The following is a 22,073-nucleotide window of genomic DNA, read 5'->3' on the forward strand; positions in this document are numbered from 1 at the left end:
ATCGTGCTGTGCCTATGCCGGAGATGGATCGTCGCACCCTGATATTGATGACGGGATTCGGCGTGCTGGCCGCCGCAACCCCGGTCCCGCCGGCCCGGGCGGCTCCGTCGGGCAACTACGTCTTCTCCGATGACTTCGACGGCCCGGCCGGCTCAGCGCCCGACGGGTCGAAGTGGGCCGTGGCCACGGCGCGCGAGCACATCAAAGACCCCACGCACTGGGAACTGCCCGAGAACATCGGCCAGTACCGCGACGACCGCCGCAACGTGTTCCTCGACGGCAAATCCAACCTGGTCCTCAAGGCCGCGAAGGATGGGCCCACCTTCTACGGCGGCAAAGTCCAGAGTCGCTGGAGGGGCGGCGTCGGCCATACCTGGGAAGCGCGGATCAAGCTCGACTGCCTGACCGCGGGCGCCTGGCCCGCGTACTGGCTCGGCAATGACGACCAGGGCGAGATCGACATCGTCGAGTGGTACGGCAATGGCAGCTGGCCCTCGGCCACTACCGTGCACGCCAAGGCCAACGGCGGCGAATGGAAGACCCAGAACATCGCGGTCGACAGCGCGTGGCACACCTGGCGCTGCCAGTGGGATGCCACCGGGATGCGGTTCTGGAAGGACTACGTCGACGGCGCTGCGCCGTACTTCTCCGTTTCGGCGGACTCGCTGCCGGACTGGCCGTTCAACGGCCCCGGCTACACGGTCTACCCCGTGTTCAACCTCGCGGTTGCCGGCTCGGGCGGCGGTGATCCCGGACCAGGGAGCTATCCGGCGCAAATGCTGGTCGACTGGATCCGGGTCTGGTAGGTCCACAACGCAAACGACGGGGTGAACCAGAAGGTCCACCCCGTCGCCTGAGAGGCGTCAGAAGCCGTTGCAGGTAGCGGCGACGTTGTTGATCACCGGGTAAAACATCGCGGCCTGGCCCGGGTGCGCGGCCGCCTGCTGGGCAGCCTTCGCCCGGCGAGCGGCGGGAGGCGACGCGAGGTAGTCCTGCAGGAATGCTTGCGCGTCCGGGTGCTGGTCCAGCAGGTTTGCATACCCCGCGTTCTGGGCTTGCAGTGCGGCGTGCACCTGACCGTAGTTGCAGGTGGTGTTGATCGCCTGCTCCGACAACCCGTCCGCGGACGCGATCCCCGCGCCGGCGAGCGCCACCAATGCCAGACCCCCGGCTGCAGCAGCCAGCTTGCTCATTGAACGCGTGACCATATGAGGAACACCTTCCGGATTGCGAATCGCCGAACCTCGGCGCCGAGAATTTCAGTTTAGCGGAACAATTCGGGGGCCGGATTGGTCGAAGACTGGACTCATGAACCTCATAGGTCACACCTAGCTTTGCATCGCACGGGTACTTTTTGGCTATGGCCGAGAGTCCGCCTCGCAACCTAGCGGTGGACTTTTATCGCGTGTCCGGGGTGGTGCTGATCGTCTTGGGCCATTGGCTCGCCGGGTCGGTGACCTACCGCGACGGATCTTTCGGACGGCAGAACCCGCTGATGGACCAGCCGTGGACGCAGTGGCTCACCTGGCTGTTCCAAGCTGTGCCGACGTTCTTTCTCGTTGCGGGCTACGCCACTGGCGTGTCCTGGGGCCATCGCCGTGCGGACGACGAGATGTCCGCCCAGGCATGGCTACGGCATCGGCTTGCCCGAGTGCTGGGTCCTTCAGCGATGTACGTCGTGCTGGTATCGGCGTGTGTCGTGGCGTTCGAGAGCGCGGGTGCCTCGGGCTCGCTGCTGGAGTATGCGGGCTGGGCGGTGGCCATGCATCTGTGGTTTCTCGCCATCTATCTGATCGTGGTCTCTCTTACGCCGATTACGATTGCAGCACAACGCCGTTGGGGGCTGCTCGTGCCCGCAGCACTCGCGGTGGCGGTGGTGGCGGTGGACACCGCTTCGCTGGCTGGTCATGTCGCCCATCTCGGCTGGCTGAACTACCTATTCTGTTGGGCAGCGCTTTATCAGCTCGGAATCGCTTGGCAGAGCGGTCTTTTGGCGGGAATTCGGCCAAGGCTGCTAGCCTTCGGGTCGGCGTGCGCACTGTGGTTGCTGATCTGGCTCGGGCCCTACCCGGTCAGCATGATCGGCGTCCCCGGCCAGGCGGTGCAGAACACCGAACCACCGTCGCTGGCAATGCTGGCGTTTGGGTGCGCACAGGCAGGCTTGGTGATCAGCGCCGCTCCGGTGGTCGAGCGCGCGCTGCGACCGGATGCCGTTCGGCGCCTGTTATCGCGGGCCAACGTCAACGTGATGGCCCTCTATCTGTGGCACATGATTCCGGTGGTGATCGTCGCGGTCGTCGGCTATCCGGCCGGGCTGTTGCCGCAGCCGGTCGAGGGCGGCGGTGCCTGGTGGCTCGCCCGGCTGGAATGGGTGACGATTCTCAGCCTCGCGACGGCGGTCGAGTTGGCGCTGCTTTGGTGGGGCCGTCGCCTGTTTGCCGCGCCGCTGCCGGGGCTGAACGTGCTCAGGGGACGCTGGGCAGCGCCGGCGCTGCTGTCCGGCGCTGCGATGGCGGCGTACGGGCTGACGTACCTCGCTGCCGAAGGCTTCGCCCCGTCGGGGCATTACCCGTGGCTGACTGCGGTGATCTTCGGCGCGGGCGTGCTGCTGGTCGCGCTGTCCTCGGCAGATCGCGTCCGTACCTAGGCAACGCCGTTGTGGCAGTGGGTGTTTGGTGTCTACCTCGCCGCTACGAGGTAGACGACAAACCGAGTCAGGAGGCGCTCAGCGCGGCCAGTGCTGCGTCGTAGTTGGGCTCCTGCGCGATTTCGGGCACGAGCTCCTCGTAGACGACATTGCCGTCGGCGCCGATCACCACGACCGCCCGCGCGAGCAGGCCGGCGAAGGGGCCGTCGGCGATCGTGACGCCGTAATCCTGGCCGAAGCTGCCGCGGAACGCCGACGCGGTCTGCACATTCTCGATCCCCTCGGCGCCGCAGAACCGCGCCTGCGCGAACGGCAGGTCGTTCGACACGTTCACTACCGCGACACCGCCGGCGGCAGCGCGCTCGTTGAAGGTGCGCACGCTGGTCGCGCAGACCGGCGTGTCGACCGATGGAAAGATGTTCAGCAACACGGATTTACCCGCGAATTGCTCGCTGTTTACCGCGCCCAGATCCGATCCGGTCAGGTTGAACGCGGGTGCTTTCGCCCCGACGGCCGGCAGGTCGCCGACGGTGTTGATGGTGTTTCCGCGCAAAGTTATCTGTGCCATGCGGACAGTCTGCCAAGCCGGGAAGGGCAATCGTGGCCGGGGGCCAGTGTTCGCCGCCACGGACTGTCAACACGCAGCCCAAGCTGCGAACTTGAGGTTTCGTGGTGCGGATCTTGCGCTGCTTCCGCGTGCTGCCACGCCATCTCCTATATCGTCGTGCTGTGCCGGAGATGAATCGACGCAACATGTTTTTGACAACCGGGTTGGGCATGCTTGCGGCCGCGGCCGCGCTCCCTGTGCCGGAAGCGCTCGCGAATCCGACCCATGAGGCGCCGCCAGCGGCGCCCGCCGCGGGACCCACCGGCCCCTACCTCTTCCACGACGAGTTCGACGGGCCGGCCGGACAAGGCCCCGATCTGTCGAAATGGACGCCGCAGACCTGGCAGGACGACGTCTTTCCGCCGGTCGACGGGATATACCGGTCCCAGAACGTGTTTCTCGACGGCAACTCCAATCTGGTGCTGCAGGCCACCAAAGAAGGCGATCAGTACTACAGCGGCAAGCTGCGCGGCAATTGGCGGGGCCACATCGGAACGACGTGGGAAGCGCGGATAAAGCTGGACTGCTTGTTCCCGGGCCTGTGGCCGTCGTTCTGGACTGTCAACGAGGATCCCCAGCCCGACGGCGAGGTGGACATCTTCGAGTGGTACGGCAACGGCGAATGGGCCCCGGGAAGCACCGTCCATGCGGCGTCCAACGGGAAGACCTGGGAAGGCAAGTCGATTCCCGGCTTGGTGGACAGCGCGTGGCACACCTGGCAAATGCGGTGGGATACAGACGGTTTCAAGTTCTCGCGCGACGGTGCTGAGTACTTCAAAGTTCCGCCGAAACCCATCCACGTATACGGTGGGCCCCCCGAGGACCTCCGGTGGCCGTTCAACAATCCCGGATATTGGATGCAGCCGATGTTCACGCTTGCGGTCGGCGGAGTCGGGGCGGGCGATCCGGCCCTCGGGAATTTTCCGTCCCAGATGCTCGTCGACTACATCCGGGTCTGGTAGCCGATCGTTACCGCGTCGCCTTGATCACCTGAACCAGGTTGAACTGCCAGCGCTCGACCAGGCGGAAACCGAGCTGGTGCGGAACCGCGAATGACGGGGTCGCTCCGAAACGCTCGCCGGGTGGCAGCTGTGCGGCGCGCTCATGATCGGGGCGTGACGCGTCGGCTTGGGTGATGATCCACACCACGCGGCAACGGCCTAACGGCTTCGCGACAACTTCCGGAATGAGGTTGGTGTCGAAGACGTCGTGGCGGTCCGTCGCCCGTCGCCACAGGGTGAGATCGATCAACTTTCGGTAGGCGTCCGGGCGGGCCGCCAGCAAGGGGCGCATCGGGGCGGGCATGAACGTCACCGTGTCGTTGACGAGCAAGCAATCGCCCCGTGCGGCCTGTGCGGTGATCAGATCGGCGACTTGACTGTAGTCCATTCCATACTTGGCGTATGGGCCGCGTTGCACCGCAATGTAATTCGGCGCTGCGGCGATGGCGAGCAGCCCGACGATAGCCGCAGCTGCCCATCTTGTGACGGCTAACGCGCCGATGCAGACACCCAGAACGAGTGCGATCGCAGGTGCGGTGAAGCTCAGATAGCGGGGCGTGTAAATCGGGTGCACCAAGGCCGACCATGCGACGATTGCGGCGGTCGGAAATACCGACCATGCAATTGACAACGTCAACAGCTGGCGATCTGACACGGTTGGGCGCGCGGAGGTGAAGAGCCACAACAGAATTGCCATCGCAACTATTAGTGCCGACACAATCGTGAACGGGGGGCTCCGTTCGAAATACTGCTGAATCGCCACGTCCTCGATCGTGCGGTGTCCGATCGGTGCAACCCAATTGATCTGGTGCGCTTGACGAACGGCTGCGACAACGACTGGCGCCACCGCGCCACCGGCGACGGCGGTCGTCACCGCGAAACGTGTGACGACGCGCCTGCCGCGCTGAAACAGAAGAATGAAAACGAGATGCACGGGCGACATCAACACGAGGTACAGGTCGAGCAAAACCGACGACGCCAGAACGATCCCGTAAGACAGCCACACCCAGGCGCTGTCACGGCGGACGGCGTAAACGAACAGCACCGTCAGCCAGACGGCGGCCATCATCGACAAGGCATACGGCCGGGCTTCGATGCCCGCCCAGGTCGACCGCGGCAAAATCGCGCAGACAACTCCGGAGGTCAAGGCGACAGCGCGAGTCGAGAACTGCTTGCCCAGCACCACGAGTCCGGCTGCCGCGCCGCCGATCGCCAAACCGCTTGGCGCGCGGGACCAGAACTCGGTCGGCGGAAAGACTGTGAACCAGCCGTGCATGAACAGGTAGTACAGACCTTCGACGGCATCGACGTTGCCGAGCATCTGCCACAACTGACTCAGCGAACGACTGTAGGAGGCCGAAATTGTGGCGGCTTCGTCATACCAGAACGACGGACGGCTTGCACCAGCCAAGCTCACGGCGGCGGCCAACACCGCGACGACCAGTGGGTCGAGCCACGCGCGCGGCGGTGTTGCGACCAGACGTCTGCGATACCCGCTGAGCACCTCGCCATGGTGCCAGAAGCGCGGTAGGTGCCCGGGCTGGTGGGGGTCAGAAGGTATCCCCTTGCGCTTGTGCCCGAGATGCCGGCCGGGACCACCGTGCACGCCGACGCGTCGGGCAGCTACCCGCCGAGATGCTGATCGACTGGCTGGCCTGAGCTCGTCAGCGCCGGGACTGGCGCACCTTGTACGTCGACGGCCACGAATGGCGAGTTTCGTCGCCGACCAGTGCGGTGCCCTTGCTGCCCACCTTGACGGCGTACGCCTCTTCGCCCGCGCCGACCTCGCGGTTGGCATGCTCCTGGGCCAGGTAGTACAGCTCGTCGATGGTGGCCTCGTGATAAGCGACGAAGGTGGTCTTGCGTTCGACGTCGCCAGCCGCCGCGATCATCCAGTCAGGCAGGATCCTGGTGGCCAGCGCGCCCAGGCCGAACAGCGCAAACGGCACCACCCAATAGCTGAGGTAGCTCACCGGCGTCGTGGCGTCGAGAACCGAGGGGTCGGCGGCCACGACCGGCGGAATCGACGCCGAGACCGTCATACCCGCGAACACCGCGACCCAGATCCAGGTCAAGCGCGCGACGATCTGGCCGAACACGTCGCTGTTGACCACCCCGGGCGGTTGATTCGCCGCGGCATACTCGTGCACGAACGACGTCCCGAATTGCCGGCCGAACACGATGGTCAGCAGTGCGCCGGCGAAGCTGAGTGGCAGCGCCCACTGCAGCACCACCGACTGGCCTGCCACCAGAGTCAGTGCAGTGAGTACCAGAAACGTTGCACTGGAACCGATTTCGAGGGAACGTCGCGGTGTCCTGATGAGATATGCGGCGGAAAGCCCGGCAATGGCGAGCGCAAAGGCGGCCAGAGCAGCGACCAGGACCGGTGTATTGCCGACCAGGATCCAATAGACGATCCACGGCGCGAAGCCAAACAGAATGCCCACGATCGGTCAGTTTATGGGCGCGACCACATCCGCGGGAGCGTTGGGTGCCGACAGTTCAGCGCCGCAGACTGCGCAGGGTGCTCGTGACGAATTTCTTCAGCACCTCGTCACGCCCGGACCCGGGCACTCCGGCGCTGATCAGTTGGCCGTGGACGCCGATCAGAAAGAACGCCGCACTGTCGTAGGGGTCGACGTCGTCGTAGAGCTCGCCGCGGATGCGGGCGCGTTCGATCTCGGCGGCGAGCAGCAGGAAAGTCGGATGCTTGGTCCAATTCTCGTCTTTGGGTGCGGTTGGTGAGAAATAGAGACTGATCACGTCGCGGAACAATGCTGCGCCCCACCGGGTCTCGAGTGCGACGACGAGTCTGATGATTTCGGTCAACACCTCCTCCAGGCCGCGGCGGGTGTTGAGAAACCGGCTGAGCTCCTCGGCGAGGTAGTCCTCGTCGCGACGGATCAACTCGAGCAGGACGTGCTCCTTGGTGGGAAAGTGAAAATAGAAGGTGCTCCGAGCAACCCCCGCGGCTTCGACGATCGCGTTGATATCCGCCGACTGTGCGCCGGCACGCTGAAACTCCACGATCGCGGCATCGAGCACCCGCGCACGGGTTTTCTGGCGCTGAGCGTCGCGACCTGTGGCGGTGTCCGGCACCCCACTATTCTGCCGCATGTCGTCCATTCGCTGACAGATATCACTCAAAGTTGAATGCGGAAAACCTCCGGCTGATGACGCTGAACTCATCAGGCCTCGTCAAAGCGATTTTGATCCCGATGATCCGTGCAGTCGAATCCGGTTACCAAGTGACAAGTTGCTGATTTCGTTGTTATCTGTCAGCGAACGTGCTAGATGTGGGACGCACGCTTTCTCGGTAGGACATCTCGTCGGAGCGGGCGACTTCGCATCCGGCAAAGCAGGGACGGCATCGATGAATACCAGAGGTCAACGCATCCTGTTGTGGACGGCGCCGCCGGCGGTGGCCTTGTTCGTGCTGGCCTATTTCACGTTTCCGGTGTTCTCTCCCCCGCTGTCACCGACGTTGACACCCGAACAAGTCGCGGCGTTCTTCCAGGGCAACGTCACCGGAATCCTCGGTGTCTCGATCCTGTGCAACCTCATCGCGTGCTCCTTGGTGCCGCTGTTCGCGGTGACCGCGGTGCAGATCTCCCGAAGCGCGACGTCGAGCCCGGTGTTCACCTACGCGTACATCATCTGCGTCGGGGTGGGAACGACGGCGTTCATCCTCGCCGATTATTGCTGGGGCATGGCCGCATTCAGGCCCGACCGCGACCCGCAGCTGACCAGCCTTCTCAACGACATGGCGTGGTTCTTCTTCGTCGCTCCGGTCGGCACCATCATGGTGCAGAACCTGTGCTTCGCCCTCAGCGTCTATCTCGACCAGCGGCCGGATCCGATCTTCCCGCGTTGGGTCGCGCACTTCAATGTCGCGACCCTTGCATTCCTGGCGCCCAGCGCGTTCTCGATCCTCGTCAAATCGGGCCCACTCGCCTGGAACGGTCCACTCTCATTCACGTTGCGACTCACCACATTTGCCGTGTACATCGCGGTGATGTTCTGGGCCCTGCTGCGGGCGGTCAACCGCCAGGGTGACGAGCGGGTGGCGCTGGCATGAGCGGCAGCGTGGCGACGATTCCTCGACCGGGAGCCGGCCCGGCAAAGTCGTGGCGTACGAATCGCAAGCTCGACCAGTGGATCGCATTCTGGAGCGTGCCGTTCTTCTTCAACCTGTTCGGGCTGGTGTTCGTGCCGCTGAGTTGGATGATGCCGCCGCGGTCCCCCAGCAGTCCCACGCCACGCATCGTCGACTTCATGCACTCTCACAATCTGCTGATCGCGTGCGTAATCCTCACGCTGGCTTACGGTTTGGCGCCGGTGTCCAATGCCTGCTATCTCATGCAAGTCAACCGAATGTCGGTCAGTCCGGCGTTCCGCTATTCGATAATGATCGGCGCGATGACCGGCGCGATCGTCGGGATGCTGTTTCCGATGTTCTGCTTCGGGCTTGGCGCTTTTCGCCCCGGGTACAGCGCGGCAGTCCTGGCGATGCTCTACGACTTCGGCTACCTGGCGTTCATCGGCTCACTGGGCTGCTTCTGCGTCATGTGGATGGCCTTTGGCCTGGCCATCATCCTCGACGAGAACAACATCCTGCCAAAGTGGCTGGGCTACTACACCGTTTGGCAATACGTGAGCGAGCTGATTGTCGCCCCGGTCTGGATCGTGAAATCCGGACCGTTCGCCTGGAACGGCCTGATGACCTTCTGGTTCGCCATGATCCTGTACGTCTCGTGGCAGCTCATCGTGTACGTGTGCATTTTCAAGGCAATCAAGGACCAGCCCGAGAGTGAACTCGCATGACCGACGTCGCCGAAGGCTCCGCCACTGGCGTCGACGAGTCGGTCGTCGACGCGCGTGGTCACGTTCCCGGCGAATCCAGCATGTGGTTCTTCGTCATCGGGGACCTGCTGATATTCGCGATGTACTTCGTCGGCTACATGTACTTCCGCGGTCAGCACCAGGAGATGTTCCTGCAGAGCCAGGCCCGGCTCAACGTCGACATCGGCGCCGTCAATACCGTGGTGCTGCTGACGAGTTCGCTGTTTGTCGCATTGGGTACCGCGGCGGCACGCGCCGGAAATTCGGGAAATGCGCTGCGCGGGTGGGCAATTGCGCTCGCTTTCGGCGCTGCCTTCCCGCTACTGAAGTTGTTCGAATGGATCCCTGAGATCAGCGCCGGTCTGACGCCGGGAAAAAATCTGTTCTTCATGTATTACTTCGTGATGACCGGCATGCATCTCTGCCATGTCGCGCTCGGCCTGGTCATCATGTGTTTCGTGATCCGCAATCTCAAGACCGAGGCCAAGCCCAAGATGTCGCTCGTCGAGACCGGCGCCACCTATTGGCACATGGTCGATGTTTTGTGGTTGGTCCTATTCGCGCTGCTGTATTTGATGAGGTAGATCCGTGACGTCGCTGATCCGCAGTCCCCTCACGATCGTCTGGGCATTTCTCACGGCGGTCACGATCGCCTCGTCGTTCATTTCCGTCGACGGCGGTGCCGCGCACCAGATCAATGCGACGGTCACGACGGTGGTCTTGCTGATGGCTGCGGTCAAGGCGTACTTGGTGATTCAGCACTTCATGGAAGTCCGGCGCGCACCGCTCTGGCTGAATTTGACCACCACTGGATGGGTGCTCGGGCTTTTCACACTGCTTCTGGGCTTCTACTTCGCCGGCCTGTAGGCCGTTCGGGCAGTGATCTTTTGCGCCAAGTTCCAGGCGGTTTCGGCCATACTGCGGTAGCGCTCCCGGTATTCGCTGGTGCCGGCGCGTGAATCGGCCGCATTGCCTTCGACCCCGCGCCGCCAGACCCCCGCGGTGATTGAGGCCAGCCGAAACATCGAGAACACCACGAACACGTCAAGCGATTCAGGCAGCTCACGGTCGGCATGCGCACGGTAGCTGTTTAGGAACTCCCGCTGATCGGGAACGCCAGTGCCGGTGAGGTTTTCGCCGAGAACGCCGCTTCGGCCGCCGGGCCCGCCCGGCACGTGATACGTCACGCAGAAATACCCGAGGTCGGCCAGCGGATTGCCGATCGTCGAGAGCTCCCAGTCCAACACCGCCACCACCCGCGGCTCGGTGGGGTGCAGCAGCACGTTGCCCAGTCGATAGTCGCCGTGGGCGATGCACGGGGGCACATCATCGGCCGGCGGGTGCGCGGGCAGCCACGTTGCCAACTTGTCCATCGCCGGCATGTCCTCCATGCGCGCGGCCTCCCACTGCCGGGTCCACAACGCGACCTGGCGCTGCATGTAACCCTCCGGCCGACCGAAACCCTCGAGTCCGACGGCGCGCCAATCCACCCCGTGCAGTGCCGCAAGCACCCGCGCCAAGTCCTCGTACACAGCGGCACGGTGCGCCGGTGTCTCTTCACGCATCACCCGGTCCGGGAAGACCCGGCCTGGTACATGATCCATCACGAAAAATGGTGTGCCGAGCACGGATTCGTCGTCACACAAAAGCTGCATGCGCGGTACCGGCACATCGGTGTCGGCCAGTGCGGCCATCACCCGGTGCTCCCGTTCGACCTCGTGTGCCCGTGGCAGCAGCTTGCCGGGTGGCTTCTTGCGCAGCACGTACTCGCCGCCGGCAGTGTGCAGATGAAACGTGGGATTGCTCTGACCGCCCTGAAACTGCCGAACTTCCAACTGACCGTCGAATCCTGGCAGCCGCCCGCGCAGGTACCGGGCCAGCGTGGCTTCGTCGAAGCGATGCGCAGGCAGCACTGGTACCAGCTCTGCCATCCCCGCCATCTGCGGCTCCTTGTCGTCGACTGCGTCGGCGAAAACCCTACCGAGGAGTGAAAACACTATGGCCCGTTTCGATTAGGGTCCGGCTATGGACATTTCTTGTGCGTTCGCCACCTCCTCCGACACCCCGGCGCATGTCGAACTCGCCGAATCGCTCGGCTACCGGCGCGCGTGGCTCTACGACTCCCCTGCGCTGTACCCCGACGTGTGGATGGTCCTGACCCGATGCGCCGAACGCACGTCGCGCATCGGCCTCGGTCCGGGCGTGCTCGTTCCCAGCCTGCGGCACCCGATGGTCAACGCGGCCGCGATCGCCGAACTCGCGGGCCAGGCACCCGGCCGGGTTGCGGTGGCCATCGGATCGGGCTTCACCGGCCGGTTCGCGTTAGGCAAGCGGCCGATGCCGTGGCGGCAGGTCGCCGACTACGTCCGCTGCCTGAAGTCCTTGCTGGCGGGCGAGACCGCCGAGTGGGACGGCGCGCGGATCACAATGATGCACGCGTCCGGGTACGGCGCAGCGCGACCGCTCGACGTGCCGATCCTGATCGGGGCCGACGGACCAAAGGGACTGGCGGTCGCGGCCGAACTGGGTGACGGCGTGTTCTCGGCCGCCGTGCCACAGCCCGACGCGGTCGAGGCCGCCGACTGGCGGGCGTTGCTGGCGTTCGGCACAGTGCTCGACGACGGCGAAGAGCTGACCTCGGCCCGGGTCATGGACGCCGCAGGGCCTGGAGCCGTGGTGGTGTATCACGCCATGTACGAGCGTGGTGGCGCCGCCGCAGTGGACGGGCTGCCGGGTGGGCGCGGCTGGCGCGAGTCGGTGGAGAAACATCCGGAGAGCGAACGTCACCTCGCGATCCATGAAGGTCACCTGGTAAAGGCCAACCCGCGCGACGAGCCGTATGTCGCCGAGCTCATCCCGATGGCCAGCGCCGCGGCGCTGACCGGGACCGCCGATCAGGTTGCCGAGTGGGTCCGCGGCCTCGCCGCCGTCGGGGTCACCGAAGTCGCCTACCAGCCAGCTGGATCCGACATCGAGCGTGAGTTGCGCGCGTTCGCATCTGCCACCGGCATCGCGGCCTGAGGATTACCGTGTAGCAATGATCGCCAAGATTGTCGTGACCGCGCTGCTTGCCGCCATGCTCGGCTTTGCCGGACTGATCAAGCTTGCCGGCGTTCAACAATCGCTGACGATCCGCGACCACCTCGGCCTCAACCCGGTGCAGTGGCGGACGATCGGCGTGCTCGAACTCTGTGCCGTCGCAGGCGTGCTGGTGGGCTTGGCCTGGTGGCCGATCGGTGTCGCGGCAGCCATCGGCTCGGCGCTGCTTCTGTTGGGCGCCATCGGTTTTCACACGCGCGCATCCGACAGTGGGGGCGAGACGGCGCCCGCGGTTCTCGGCCTGGGCCTGGCCGTCGCGACCGCCATCCTCCAGTTCGGATAAAACACGTAGCTTCGCCCTGGGGCAGATCAGTAAGCTGTCCTAAATGATCGACGTCGTCATCGCGGGTGCCGGACCGAATGGTCTGATGCTGGCCAACGAGCTCGGGCTAGCCGGCATCCGACCCGTCGTGCTGGAGCCGTTGGCCGGACCCAACCCGCAACGTCGCGCGAATGGGATTACCGGCCAAGCGGTTCGGCTGCTCGACCATCGCGGCCTTTACAGCGTCGTGTCCGGGACGCCCGATCCCCCGCAGCCGTCTCCGTGGGTCATGTTCGCCGCGATGGCGCTGGATCTGACCAAGGTGCCCGATCCGCAGCACTTCATGGTCCCGGTTCAACAGCCCCGGCTGGTCCAGCTTCTGGCCGAGCGAGTCCGCTCCGGCGGCACCGATATTCGCTGGGGCCACCGACTAGCGGGATTCGAGCAACACGCCGACGGCGTCGTCGCACACGTCGAGGGCCCGGACGGCCCGTACGAACTGCCTGCGCAATACCTCATCGGGGCCGACGGGGGCACCAGCCAGACCCGCAAGCTCGCGGGCATCGACTTTCCGGGGATGACCTCCCACGACGCGGTGGCCCGAATGGCATTCGGGGTAGCACCTCCTGCCGACTGGATGGACCCGACCACCGGCGCGCTCAACATTCCCGGCTGGGGTCAACTGCCTCCTACCCCGTTCCACCGCGCCGAGCGCGGCGTGTTCGCATGCCGTCGACTCGGCAACCGGGCGATGGTCATCACGATGGAATTGGATCGATCGGCCGACGAGGACCGCGTCGACGGGACCGACGAGGCCTACAACGAAGAACCGGTGAGCCTGGCCGAGATCGAGGCGAGCCTCAAACGTGTTCTCGGAGTTGACGTACCGCTGACGCCCGTGTCCGACGAGCCGCTGGACCTTCGCCGCTTCTACGGCATCAACTCACGGATCGCCGCGCAGTACAGGTCGGGGCGGGTGTTCCTGGTCGGCGATGCGGCGCATGTCCATTCACCGATGGGGGGACCGGGCCTGAACCTGGGCCTGCAGGACGCGGTCAACCTCGGCTGGAAGCTGGCCGCTGTGATCTCCGGCGGCGCGGATACCGCGCTGCTCGACACTTATCAGGCCGAGCGCCGGCCCGCCGCCGAGCGGGTGATCATGCACAGCCGCGCCCAATTGGCCCTGGTGCGGCCGGGAACGGAAATCTCCGCGCTGCGCGACATGTTCTCGGAGCTGCTCGAAGATCCGAACAACGCCAAGCGGATCGGTGATCTGTTGTCCGGCAACGACAATCACTACCCGCTAGGCGCGCATCCGCTGGCCGGACGGTGGGTGCCCGATTTCGCCGTGGCGAGCGATGGCGGGGAACAACGAGTGGCCGAGCTGGCCCGCACCGGCCGACCGCTGCTGGTCGATCTCACCCCCGACGCCGTCGTCGTCGGAGCGATTTCTGATGTCGCGGAACGCATTACGGTGGTCGCTGGACGCGCGGTCGGTGACGTGTCGGCCACGGCACTGCTGGTGCGGCCGGACGGTTATGTGGCGTGGGCATCGTCGGCGTCCCGGCCCGACGTCGACGAACTGCGCCCCGTCCTGCGCGACTGGTTCGGGATCGAGGTCGCCTGAGGCCGAAAGGAGGCTATTTCGAAGCGACTTCGTCCTGGTACTTCTTGGTCATATGCGCGACCGCGTCGTTCTGCGACTGGGCGAGACCTTCGCGTACCTCGCTGGCGCGCGCCGCCGCGTCCAGGGTCGGCTGCGCCTGGCCCTGGAAATGCGGCATCACTTCGGCGGCAAACAATTCCGCGGACCGCTTGGTCGCCGCCGGATTCGCCCACTCGTGGCCCATCTGCAGCATGCAGCCGAAACCGCCCGACTGATCCCACATCCGCTGCACCTGCTCGCGGGCCTGCTCGGGGGTGCCGATCACACCGGCGCCATTGCCGTTGATCACGTCGATCATCTCGTCGACCTGCTCGCCGGGCATCGTCATCTGCGGGAACGCCGCGACTTTCTGGAAGTACCTAAACCACGGCGCGAGACCGAATTTCACGTCCTCGCGGGCCTGCTTCTCGGTTTCGGCGACGTGGAACGGGCTGACCAGGGTCCAGTTTCTGCGGTCGACGGCGGTGCCGTACACCGAGGCGCGCTCTTCGACGATGTCCCAGTGGTACTGCAACGCGTTGAAGCCGTCGATGGTCAGCGTCGCCCCGATGGACAGCAGGCCGATGCCGTGCTTTCCGGCCAGTCGTGCCCCCGTCGGCGAGGCGACCGCGGCCACCGCCAGCGGCACGCCACCGTCGGAGTACGGGGCGAGTTGCAGGCGGGCGTTATGTAGTTCGTGGGTAGGCGTTTTCGCCGACACCGACTCGCCACGCAGCAGCCTCACCACGATGTCGAGGTTGGTGTCCAGCAGTTCTCGGGTGTCAGTCGGCGTGAGGCCGATCATCGACGAGTCGCTGGGCAGCGAACCGGGGCCGACTCCACCGATCACCCGGCCGTGGGTGAGGTGATCCAACATCATCAAGCGGTCCGCGACCCAAAGCGGGTTGTGGTACGCCAGCGAGATCACCCCGGTACCCAGCTTGATCCACTTGGTGCGCTCGGCGGCGGCCGCGATGAAGATCTCTGGTGACGCGATGATCTCGCTGCCCGCGGAGTGGTGCTCGCCGATCCACGCTTCGTCGAAGCCGAGCGCGTCGAGGTGCTCGACGAATTCGAGATCCCGTTGCATGGCAAGTGTGGGGTTGGTCCCGGCGCGGTGAAACGGTGCGATGAAATACCCAAACCTGAGCTTGGCCATGTGCGGTCCCCTAGCAGTCGAGTTGCCCCGACCCTAAACCGATGGGCGGTCCGCGACCAGCGGTTCGCTGCGGGAATCCGCTACTAGTTCACGATCACGGCCAGCCGCCGCATCCGACGCCGGGAACGCAACCGCCACCGCCGCCGGGTCCGCCACCACCGGACGGTCCGCCCGGAATGCTGCCGCCGCCACCGCCGGGTCCGCCACCACCGGATGGTCCGCCCGGAATGCTGCCGCCGCCACCGCCGGGTCCGCCGCCGCCGGTGGGTCCGCCGGGGACGCTGCCGCCCCCGCCGTTGGGTCCGCCGCCGCCGGTGGCACCGCCGGGTCCGCCGCCCCCGGGCGCCGTCGATGGAGCGGGCGCCATGCTCGACGACGGGGTTGTGGTCGTGGTTGTCGTCGTGGTGGTGGGACCGCTCTTTCCACCTCCGCCGCAGCCGACTGCCAGTACAAGCATGGCCGCACCGAAGACCAGTGTCAGCGCCGTGCGCAAAGACTTCATGTCAATCCCCACTCTTGTCTCGTGCACTCCGAGGTACCCGAGACGAGCGGGTGAGAAACGCGTTGACCGCGAGCGGGATCAGCCCCGCCGGGAGAGCTGGGCGTGGATAAGCGGAGCGATCTTCTCCGCCATATACGCATGGCCGGCGTCGTTGGGGTGTATGCCGTCGGGGCCGATCAACTCGGGCCTTCCGACGAACCAGCCCTCGCTGATCGGGTCGACGAACGTCGCTCCCGCCGCGCGGGCCTGACCGCTGAGAATGTCGCGGATATACAGGACGTCCAACGGCGGATCGGAGTCAGTCCAGGGCGGTCCGATCACGAGCAACTTCGCCGATGGAGCGATCCGGTGGGCCAGATCCAGCGTGTCGTGCGCCATGGCCGTCATCTGCATCGGGTCGACGCCGTGGTCGTTTCGCGAACCGAAGAACACCACCAGTGCATCGTCCGGGTGAACCGCGCGATTCGTCAGGTCCTCGAAGACGCTGCCGTGGTCACCACGGACGACGTAGCCGGCCCTGCCCTCGCACGCGACTTCCGGGGCGACCTGCACGCCCTGGCGTGCGAGCGTCAGCCAGGTGCGGTTGGTCCACGCGTTAGCTCCCCAGCCGCCCTCGTCGGTGCCCGTGGTGTAGGAGTCACCGATCACCGCCACGTGGTCGATCGGCGTTCCGCGGGCGACCGTCCGAAAGGACTGCGGCGCGACGGGATTGTGCGTGACCATGCCGGCCGCGACCGCGGCTGCGACAACGACTGTGGCTACCCGGCCCACTGTTAGCTGCAATGTCCACCACCTCGGCCGCGTGTCTTGCCTGTATCAGCGGCATCGTAAGAGCTCTACGACGAATTTCGCCGTCGACCGCGCGGGATCCGGTTGGACGCTGCGCGGGAGCCAGTCAACGCTGGTGAAGCCCCACTGTGTCGACGGGCGCGAGGACCCGAAGGTCTCGCGCCACAGGGATCGTACTTGATCTACGTTGTGGCGCAGTATTGCTCGCGTCACCGCGTCGGCTCAGCCAGCGCGGGCCGTAACCGATTTCGGCCGTCCGTCGTGGGCGCCGTCGATGGACTGCAACGTGTTACCCGAGCCCGGTGTCGCGGGCTCGGCGTCGACCACAGGACGGCCGTCGCCGACCATCCTGCGCATCCAGAGCCGGGCCGGCTCCTCGACCACGTGGTACAGCACGGCCGCGCCGATTAAGGTCACCGCGAGCACAGCGGCCAAGAGCAACTTGCCTTCGTTGCCGAACATCGTGAGCTCGAACTGCTGCGCCGTCCATATCCACGACGTGTGCACCAACTCGTGAACCATGTACAGGCAGAACGAGATTTGGCCGCCGTAGACCAGGGGCCGGGTGGCGAGCAGCGCCGGCAAGCCGCCGGTACCGATCGCCAGCGTCAGCACCAGCGGCACGAACAGAATGTCGACCAGACCGCCGGTATCGGAGACACCGTGGAGCGGGTGCGCGTCGGACCAGTACAGGAAGCCCACCACGCCGGCGAGCAGCAGTGCGGACACATAGCCCGCTACCCGGCGGCCGCGATCGGAGAGTTGCAAACGACTGACCGCGGCGGCGACCAACGCGCCGGCGGTGAATTGCATGACGATGCGCGGCAGCCAACTCCACGGCGTGTAGAACTGTCCGGTCACCAGCAGCGACACCACCGGCGGCAGCGAGGCGCCGACCGCCAACCAGACCAGGTTGCGGGCTCGGGTGGCGCGCGCCATCCGGAAGATCACCAGCACCAGCAGCCCGAACAGCAGATAGGCCAACCATTCGGCGCTGATCGACCATGCCGGGCCGTCCCAGCTCGAGTCGTCGAAGAACGGCTGGAACCACAGCTGCACCATCAAGACTTGGCGCACATAGCTGATCGCGGTGAAGCGGTAAATCTCCTGCGACGGGATATGGCCGACGTGCAACGTGAAGATCACCCACAGCGCCGCCAGATGCAAGGTGACCAGATACACCGGCCACACCCTGGCCAACCGCAGCCAGAGAAAATGCAGGGTCGCGCGCGTCGACCAGGATCCGCCCATCCGGTCGAGGTAGTTCCACGTCAGCACGAACCCACTCAGGATGAAGAACAGATCCACACCTTGGGCTCCGCAGTTGAGCACGGGTGTCAGCGCATCGAGGAATCCCGGTACGGCATCGCGAAGCAGCGGACGGAAATGAAACAGCACCACCCAGACGGCGGCGATGATGCGAAGTCCTGTGAGGGCCTTGATCTCTCCGCTGCGCACAACAATCTTTCCCTGAGGCCGTCGGTGCTCATCCACCGCGGCGCATCGTCACTTACGACGGCGTTGGCAGGGTATCAGTGCGCCAGAGCGATAGCGAGCCGTCGCCTCGGTGTGCCGTCGAGCGAATGCGCTGGCAGGACGCGGAAGCGATCGCTGCCGCGGTGTGTTGAGACGTCTAGCGTCAGCACCGACACCACGCCCGCCGGAGAAGGAGAAGCCTTGCCTCTGTTGTATGTCGACCTGATCGAAGGCCGAGGGCCCGCCGAGATTCGCACCCTGTTGGATGCGATTCACGACGCAGTGGTCGAGGCATTCGGTGTTCCGCTGCGCGACCGCTATCAAGTGGTTCGCACACACCCGAGCCACGAAGTCGTGGCGTGGGACACCGGGCTCGGTATCGAGCGCTCCGCCGCGCTCGTGGTGGTGCACGTCGTGAGTCGACGGCGCTCGCCGGAGATGAAGCAGAAGTTCTACGAGCTCGCCGCCGCCAACCTGGCGACGAAATGCGGGCTCGATCCAGCCGACCTGATCGTGTCGATCGCCGAAAACAACGACGAGGACTGGTCTTTCGGTCACGGACGGGCCCAGTTTCTGACCGGAGAACTCTCATGAAGACCCGTCTCACCGAGTTCTTCGGCATCGAGCACCCGATCGTCTCCGCGCCGATGGCGTTGATCTCGGGTGGCAGGCTGGCCGCGGCCGTGACGTCGGCCGGCGGACTCGGCCTGATCGGCGGCGGCTACGGCGATTCGGTCTGGCTCGGGCGCGAGTTCGATCTGGCCCACGGAGCACGGGTCGGGTGCGGCTTCATCACGTGGAGCCTGGCCCGCAAACCCGAACTGTTCGACGAGACGCTGGAGCGGCAGCCCGCGACGGTGATGCTGTCGTTCGGCGAACTGCAGCCGTTCGCCGAGCGGATCCACGCTGCCGGGATTCCGCTGATGGCACAGGTGCAGACGCTCGATCAGGCACGCCACGCGCTGGACGCCGGCGCGCAGATCGTGGTCGCCCAGGGCGGCGAGGCGGGCGGGCATGGCATGACGGTCCGTTCCACCTTCACATTGGTTCCCGAGATCGTCGATCTGGCCGCCGAACGAGCACCCGACACGTTGGTCCTGGCCGCCGGCGGGGTGGCCGACGGGCGCGGACTGGCAGCGGCCCTGATGCTCGGTGCCGACGGCGCGGTCGTGGGGACCAGGTTCTGGGCCTCCCCCGAGGCGCTGGTCTCCCCGCGAGCGCACGAGCGCGCCATCGGCGCCAGCGGGGACACCACGTATCGCACACGGGTCTACGACTACGTGCGGCAGCTGGATTGGCCGCCCGAGTACAACGAGCGGGCGTTGAGCAACCCATTTGTCGACGGGTGGCACGGCAACGAAGCCGAGCTGCACGCCGAACTGCCCGATGCGATCGACACCTTCGAAAAAGCCGTTGCCGCAGAGGATTTCGGCGTTGCCGCCATCCTCATCGGCGAATCGATCGGACTGATCGACGCGGTACGTCCCGCGGCGGACATCGTCACCGAAATGGCCACCGAAGCGAGCCGAATCCTGAGCCGTGGCAACGACTTAGCAGCCGAAACCTGACCGTCTAGCGAATAACCTGGACATCGGCAACGCGCATCTGGTTGGCTCGGATCCATGGCCAGGCTTGACGTGCCCGACGGCCCCGGTGGCGAGGCGGCGATGATCTGGACGCTGCGCCCGCAACTCGGCGACATGGTCGAGCGGATGATTCGCGGCGCCTACCAGCAGAGCGTGCTGCCACCCGAGGAACGCGAACTGGCCCGAATGCGGATCGCGCAAATCAACGATTGCATCGCCTGCTCCGACTTTCGCGCGCCCTCGGTCATCGAAGCGGCGGTCGCGCCCGAGCTTTACGAGAACGTGGCGGCCCACGCCACCTTCCCCGGGTACACGCCGCGACAACGCCTGGCGATCGAGTACGCCGAACGGTTCGCGATCGACCATGGCTCGATCGACGACGCGTTCTTCGCGCGGCTACGGAAACTCTTCTCCGATCCGGAGATCCTCGATCTGACGCTCTGTGTCGCGGTGTTCCTCGGCCTGGGGCGTTCATTGAGTGTTCTCGGTGTCGATCAGTCCTGCGCGATCGACGTCTGACAGCCAGCCGGGGAGAGCGAGTGGACATCGCGTCGGTTGACGAGTTGTTGACCACCACCCGCGCGGTTCGCCGACGGCTGGACCTGACCCGCCCGGTCGGGCGAGGCGTGATCATGGAATGCCTGCAGATCGCGATGCAGGCGCCCACAGCAAGCAACGCCCAGGACTGGCGGTGGCTGGTGATCACCGACGCCGCCAAACGCGCCGCGATCGCCGAGATATACCGCAGCATCGGCGAGCAGTACCTGCCGCGGATGGCGGAGTCCGAGACCGATCCCCAGACTCAGCGTGTGCTGGGTAGCGCGCTCACCCTCACCGACACGCTCGCCGACGTGCCCGTGCACGTCATCCCCTGCCTGCAGCGCCGTTTCGACGGCAACGATCTTGTCGTCGCCTCGTCGGCATGGGCGTCGATCATCCCGGCCGCCTGGAGCTTCCTGCTCGCGCTGCGGTCCCGCGGCCTCGGATCAGTCTGGACCACAATGCATTTGGCCAGAGAGCGGGAAGTGGCCGAGCTGCTGGGGATCCCCGACGCCGTGACCCAGGCCGCCCTTTTACCGGTGGCCTACACGATCGGCACCGACTTCCGCCCTGCCGCACGGCCGCCCGCGGAAACGGTCACCTTCTGGGAGAGCTGGGGAGATAACTGATGCAATCCTTCACCGTGCGATTCCACGTCGACGCACCCCCGCGAAAGGTATGGCGGGTGCTGCACCCGCCGGCCCCGCCGAACGCGCCGCGGCCGCGGGTGCTTGAGTGGCCGACCGGCAGCATGGAGATCCTCAACGAAGGCGACGAAGCCGGTCAGGGTCTCGTGCGCACCTGCGTCTTTCCCGTGCCCAAATACTTGCTATCGGGTGGCAAGGGGCGCTCGTGGGAGACCGTCACCGAGGCGACGATCAACAAGCTGTCGCGCTATGTGGCGGTCGGCAAGCCGTTGTGGTCACGCGTGGAGGGCTATCACGAACTCGAGGAACAGCCCGACGGCAGCACCGTGCTCACCTTCCACGAGACCTATCGCGCCGTCAACCCGGTACTTCGTCTCCTGTTCGAACGACCGGTCCACGCGAAGATCTCGCGCGACAACATCGACACGTATGAGACCGCGCTCCGCTACGCCGGAACGGTCACCCGGTTGACCTAGCCCCACCCCGGGCGGATGCTCGGAAATTGTTTCTTACCGAAGTATTAAACGCTGGAACAAGTGACCTTAGAGTAACCAATTAGCGTCTCAAACAGGTTCGGGTCGTCGCTGATCCCGATTGCAGTAACAGTGTTTTGGGGATGGGGGCGTTTCGATGAAGGACTCAAAAGCCACGGCAGCGTACTTGGCACCGCGGCACGCCCATCTGCCCTTCGACTGCAACGGTGCGCTCGTCCGCGCGCAGTGCCGACACCTGGCAACCGTGGTGACGATCACCGGCGTGATCGACGCAAGCAACGTCGATCAGGTCATCACCTACGCCCAGCGCTTCAATCTGCCCGACAAGCCCTTTGTGCTCGATCTGACCGGCGTGGACACTTTCGGTGCGCCGGCTGTGCGGCTGCTGTACGCCCTCGACGAGGCGTGCACCGCCGCCGGGCTGGAATGGGCGGTGATCCCCAGCCAGGCTGTGAGCCTCACGCTGCTGGTGACCCACGGGGACATCGGCTTCCCGACCGCGACGACGGTCCACGAGGCGCTTCAGTTTTTCGCCGACGCCACCACTGCGCGACGTCGTCTATTGCTGCCGCTCTTCACCAAAACTGCCTAGCCGAGTATTTGGGCTCGGGCGCGCAATTCGTGAAGTCCGTATGCTGCTATTCGTGACGTCTAAGTCGACTATCGCTGCGGCAGCGGCGCTGACCACACTGGGCTGGGTTGCATCGGCAGGTCTTGCCGACCGCCACATAGCGCGACAGCTTGTTGATCGTCGCCTCGGTGACGGTCTCCCACGAG

At 65.3% G+C, this 22,073-nt stretch carries 26 protein-coding genes; 16 read left to right on the top strand and 10 right to left on the bottom strand.

Annotation, left to right across the window (positions count from 1 at the left end; translation table 11 throughout):
• Positions 1-14 precede the first annotated feature (14 nt).
• Positions 15-806: a family 16 glycosylhydrolase gene (locus A5658_RS13725; protein WP_067335623.1), complete on the top strand. Its 792-nt coding sequence runs from the start codon at positions 15-17 to the stop codon at positions 804-806.
• 57 nt (positions 807-863) lie between these two features.
• Here the strand turns inward: A5658_RS13725 and A5658_RS13730 are convergent, their stop codons facing one another.
• A complete protein-coding gene (locus A5658_RS13730) occupies positions 864-1,208 on the bottom strand; it encodes a hemophore-related protein (protein ID WP_067335625.1) in 345 nt (114 codons plus the stop codon).
• 152 nt (positions 1,209-1,360) lie between these two features.
• On the opposite strand from A5658_RS13730, the gene A5658_RS13735 reads away from it, so the two are divergent.
• Positions 1,361-2,647, top strand: coding sequence for an acyltransferase (locus A5658_RS13735; RefSeq protein WP_067335628.1), 1,287 nt, complete (start codon positions 1,361-1,363; stop codon positions 2,645-2,647).
• A 67-nt stretch (positions 2,648-2,714) separates the two neighbouring features.
• On the opposite strand, the gene tpx is transcribed toward A5658_RS13735, so the two are convergent.
• Positions 2,715-3,215 carry a thiol peroxidase gene (gene tpx, locus A5658_RS13740; RefSeq protein WP_067335631.1) on the bottom strand — a complete coding sequence of 167 codons (501 nt, stop codon included), beginning with the start codon at positions 3,213-3,215 and terminating at the stop codon, positions 2,715-2,717.
• A 170-nt stretch (positions 3,216-3,385) separates the two neighbouring features.
• Between tpx and A5658_RS13745 the strand changes: the two genes are divergently transcribed.
• Positions 3,386-4,216, top strand: coding sequence for a family 16 glycosylhydrolase (locus A5658_RS13745; RefSeq protein ID WP_067335633.1), 831 nt, complete (start codon positions 3,386-3,388; stop codon positions 4,214-4,216).
• Positions 4,217-4,223: 7 nt separating this feature from the next.
• Here A5658_RS13745 and A5658_RS13750 read toward each other — a convergent pair whose 3' ends face one another.
• From A5658_RS13750 to A5658_RS13760, 3 genes are all read right to left on the bottom strand, one after another.
• Positions 4,224-5,759 (bottom strand): glycosyltransferase family 39 protein, encoded by a 1,536-nt coding sequence (locus A5658_RS13750; protein ID WP_156751457.1) that lies wholly within the window; start codon positions 5,757-5,759, stop codon positions 4,224-4,226.
• 160 nt (positions 5,760-5,919) lie between these two features.
• On the bottom strand, positions 5,920-6,702 hold the full coding sequence (locus A5658_RS13755) for a hypothetical protein (RefSeq protein WP_067335636.1): 783 nt from the start codon (positions 6,700-6,702) through the stop codon (positions 5,920-5,922).
• A gap of 55 nt (positions 6,703-6,757) precedes the next feature.
• A complete protein-coding gene (locus A5658_RS13760; RefSeq protein ID WP_067335718.1) occupies positions 6,758-7,372 on the bottom strand; it encodes a TetR/AcrR family transcriptional regulator in 615 nt (204 codons plus the stop codon).
• A gap of 256 nt (positions 7,373-7,628) precedes the next feature.
• On the opposite strand from A5658_RS13760, the gene A5658_RS13765 reads away from it, so the two are divergent.
• The 4 genes from A5658_RS13765 to A5658_RS13780 are packed head-to-tail and all read left to right on the top strand — an operon-like array spanning position 7,629 to position 9,964.
• Positions 7,629-8,333 (top strand): hypothetical protein, encoded by a 705-nt coding sequence (locus A5658_RS13765; RefSeq protein ID WP_067335639.1) that lies wholly within the window; start codon positions 7,629-7,631, stop codon positions 8,331-8,333.
• Entirely contained in the window at positions 8,330-9,079 is a 750-nt protein-coding gene (locus A5658_RS13770; RefSeq protein ID WP_067335642.1) for a hypothetical protein, read from the top strand. The genes A5658_RS13765 and A5658_RS13770 overlap by 4 nt, the downstream gene beginning before the upstream one ends.
• On the top strand, positions 9,076-9,681 hold the full coding sequence (locus A5658_RS13775; protein WP_067335644.1) for a cytochrome c oxidase subunit 3: 606 nt from the start codon (positions 9,076-9,078) through the stop codon (positions 9,679-9,681). The genes A5658_RS13770 and A5658_RS13775 overlap by 4 nt, the downstream gene beginning before the upstream one ends.
• Before the next feature lie 4 nt (positions 9,682-9,685).
• Positions 9,686-9,964: a cytochrome C oxidase subunit IV family protein gene (locus A5658_RS13780; RefSeq protein ID WP_067335647.1), complete on the top strand. Its 279-nt coding sequence runs from the start codon at positions 9,686-9,688 to the stop codon at positions 9,962-9,964.
• On the opposite strand, the gene A5658_RS13785 is transcribed toward A5658_RS13780, so the two are convergent.
• Positions 9,946-11,037, bottom strand: a complete 1,092-nt coding sequence (locus tag A5658_RS13785) for a phosphotransferase family protein (protein WP_067335721.1) — start codon at positions 11,035-11,037, stop codon at positions 9,946-9,948. The two genes, A5658_RS13780 and A5658_RS13785, sit on opposite strands and share 19 nt — an antisense overlap.
• Positions 11,038-11,122: 85 nt before the next feature.
• On the opposite strand from A5658_RS13785, the gene A5658_RS13790 reads away from it, so the two are divergent.
• Genes A5658_RS13790 through A5658_RS13800 form a run of 3 tightly spaced genes read left to right on the top strand, consistent with a single transcriptional unit; the run spans position 11,123 to position 14,085 of the window.
• Positions 11,123-12,118 (top strand): LLM class flavin-dependent oxidoreductase, encoded by a 996-nt coding sequence (locus A5658_RS13790; RefSeq protein ID WP_067335649.1) that lies wholly within the window; start codon positions 11,123-11,125, stop codon positions 12,116-12,118.
• A 16-nt stretch (positions 12,119-12,134) separates the two neighbouring features.
• Positions 12,135-12,479: a DoxX family protein gene (locus tag A5658_RS13795; protein ID WP_067335652.1), complete on the top strand. Its 345-nt coding sequence runs from the start codon at positions 12,135-12,137 to the stop codon at positions 12,477-12,479.
• A 43-nt stretch (positions 12,480-12,522) separates the two neighbouring features.
• Entirely contained in the window at positions 12,523-14,085 is a 1,563-nt protein-coding gene (locus A5658_RS13800; RefSeq protein WP_067335654.1) for an FAD-dependent monooxygenase, read from the top strand.
• Positions 14,086-14,098: 13 nt separating this feature from the next.
• Here the strand turns inward: A5658_RS13800 and A5658_RS13805 are convergent, their stop codons facing one another.
• From A5658_RS13805 to A5658_RS13820, 4 genes are all read right to left on the bottom strand, one after another.
• Complete coding sequence (locus A5658_RS13805; RefSeq protein ID WP_067335657.1) at positions 14,099-15,262, bottom strand: LLM class flavin-dependent oxidoreductase; 1,164 nt, start codon at positions 15,260-15,262, stop codon at positions 14,099-14,101.
• Between the two features lie 94 nt (positions 15,263-15,356).
• Complete coding sequence (locus tag A5658_RS28110; protein ID WP_067335660.1) at positions 15,357-15,764, bottom strand: hypothetical protein; 408 nt, start codon at positions 15,762-15,764, stop codon at positions 15,357-15,359.
• Positions 15,765-15,842: 78 nt separating this feature from the next.
• On the bottom strand, positions 15,843-16,535 hold the full coding sequence (locus tag A5658_RS13815) for a GDSL lipase (protein WP_067335662.1): 693 nt from the start codon (positions 16,533-16,535) through the stop codon (positions 15,843-15,845).
• A 240-nt stretch (positions 16,536-16,775) separates the two neighbouring features.
• The gene (locus A5658_RS13820; RefSeq protein WP_067335664.1) at positions 16,776-18,011 is read right to left on the bottom strand and encodes an acyltransferase; all 1,236 of its coding nucleotides are present in this window, start codon (positions 18,009-18,011) and stop codon (positions 16,776-16,778) included.
• Positions 18,012-18,230: 219 nt separating this feature from the next.
• On the opposite strand from A5658_RS13820, the gene A5658_RS13825 reads away from it, so the two are divergent.
• The 6 genes from A5658_RS13825 to A5658_RS13850 all read left to right on the top strand — a co-directional run bounded on the left by A5658_RS13825 (position 18,231) and on the right by A5658_RS13850 (position 21,888).
• The gene (locus A5658_RS13825; RefSeq protein ID WP_067335666.1) at positions 18,231-18,623 is read left to right on the top strand and encodes a tautomerase family protein; all 393 of its coding nucleotides are present in this window, start codon (positions 18,231-18,233) and stop codon (positions 18,621-18,623) included.
• Positions 18,620-19,597, top strand: a complete 978-nt coding sequence (locus A5658_RS13830) for a nitronate monooxygenase family protein (RefSeq protein ID WP_067335668.1) — start codon at positions 18,620-18,622, stop codon at positions 19,595-19,597. Before A5658_RS13825 ends, A5658_RS13830 begins: the two co-directional genes overlap by 4 nt.
• 54 nt (positions 19,598-19,651) lie before the next feature.
• A complete protein-coding gene (locus A5658_RS13835) occupies positions 19,652-20,134 on the top strand; it encodes a carboxymuconolactone decarboxylase family protein (protein ID WP_067335671.1) in 483 nt (160 codons plus the stop codon).
• 20 nt (positions 20,135-20,154) lie between these two features.
• Positions 20,155-20,784, top strand: a complete 630-nt coding sequence (locus A5658_RS13840; RefSeq protein ID WP_067335672.1) for a nitroreductase family protein — start codon at positions 20,155-20,157, stop codon at positions 20,782-20,784.
• Positions 20,784-21,278 carry an SRPBCC family protein gene (locus A5658_RS13845; RefSeq protein WP_067335675.1) on the top strand — a complete coding sequence of 165 codons (495 nt, stop codon included), beginning with the start codon at positions 20,784-20,786 and terminating at the stop codon, positions 21,276-21,278. The genes A5658_RS13840 and A5658_RS13845 overlap by 1 nt, the downstream gene beginning before the upstream one ends.
• Before the next feature lie 154 nt (positions 21,279-21,432).
• A complete protein-coding gene (locus tag A5658_RS13850; protein WP_067335677.1) occupies positions 21,433-21,888 on the top strand; it encodes an STAS domain-containing protein in 456 nt (151 codons plus the stop codon).
• Positions 21,889-22,073 lie beyond the last annotated feature (185 nt).

Source organism: Mycobacterium sp. 1245111.1 (assembly GCF_001673405.1).
Taxonomy (GTDB): Bacteria; Actinomycetota; Actinomycetes; order Mycobacteriales; family Mycobacteriaceae; genus Mycobacterium.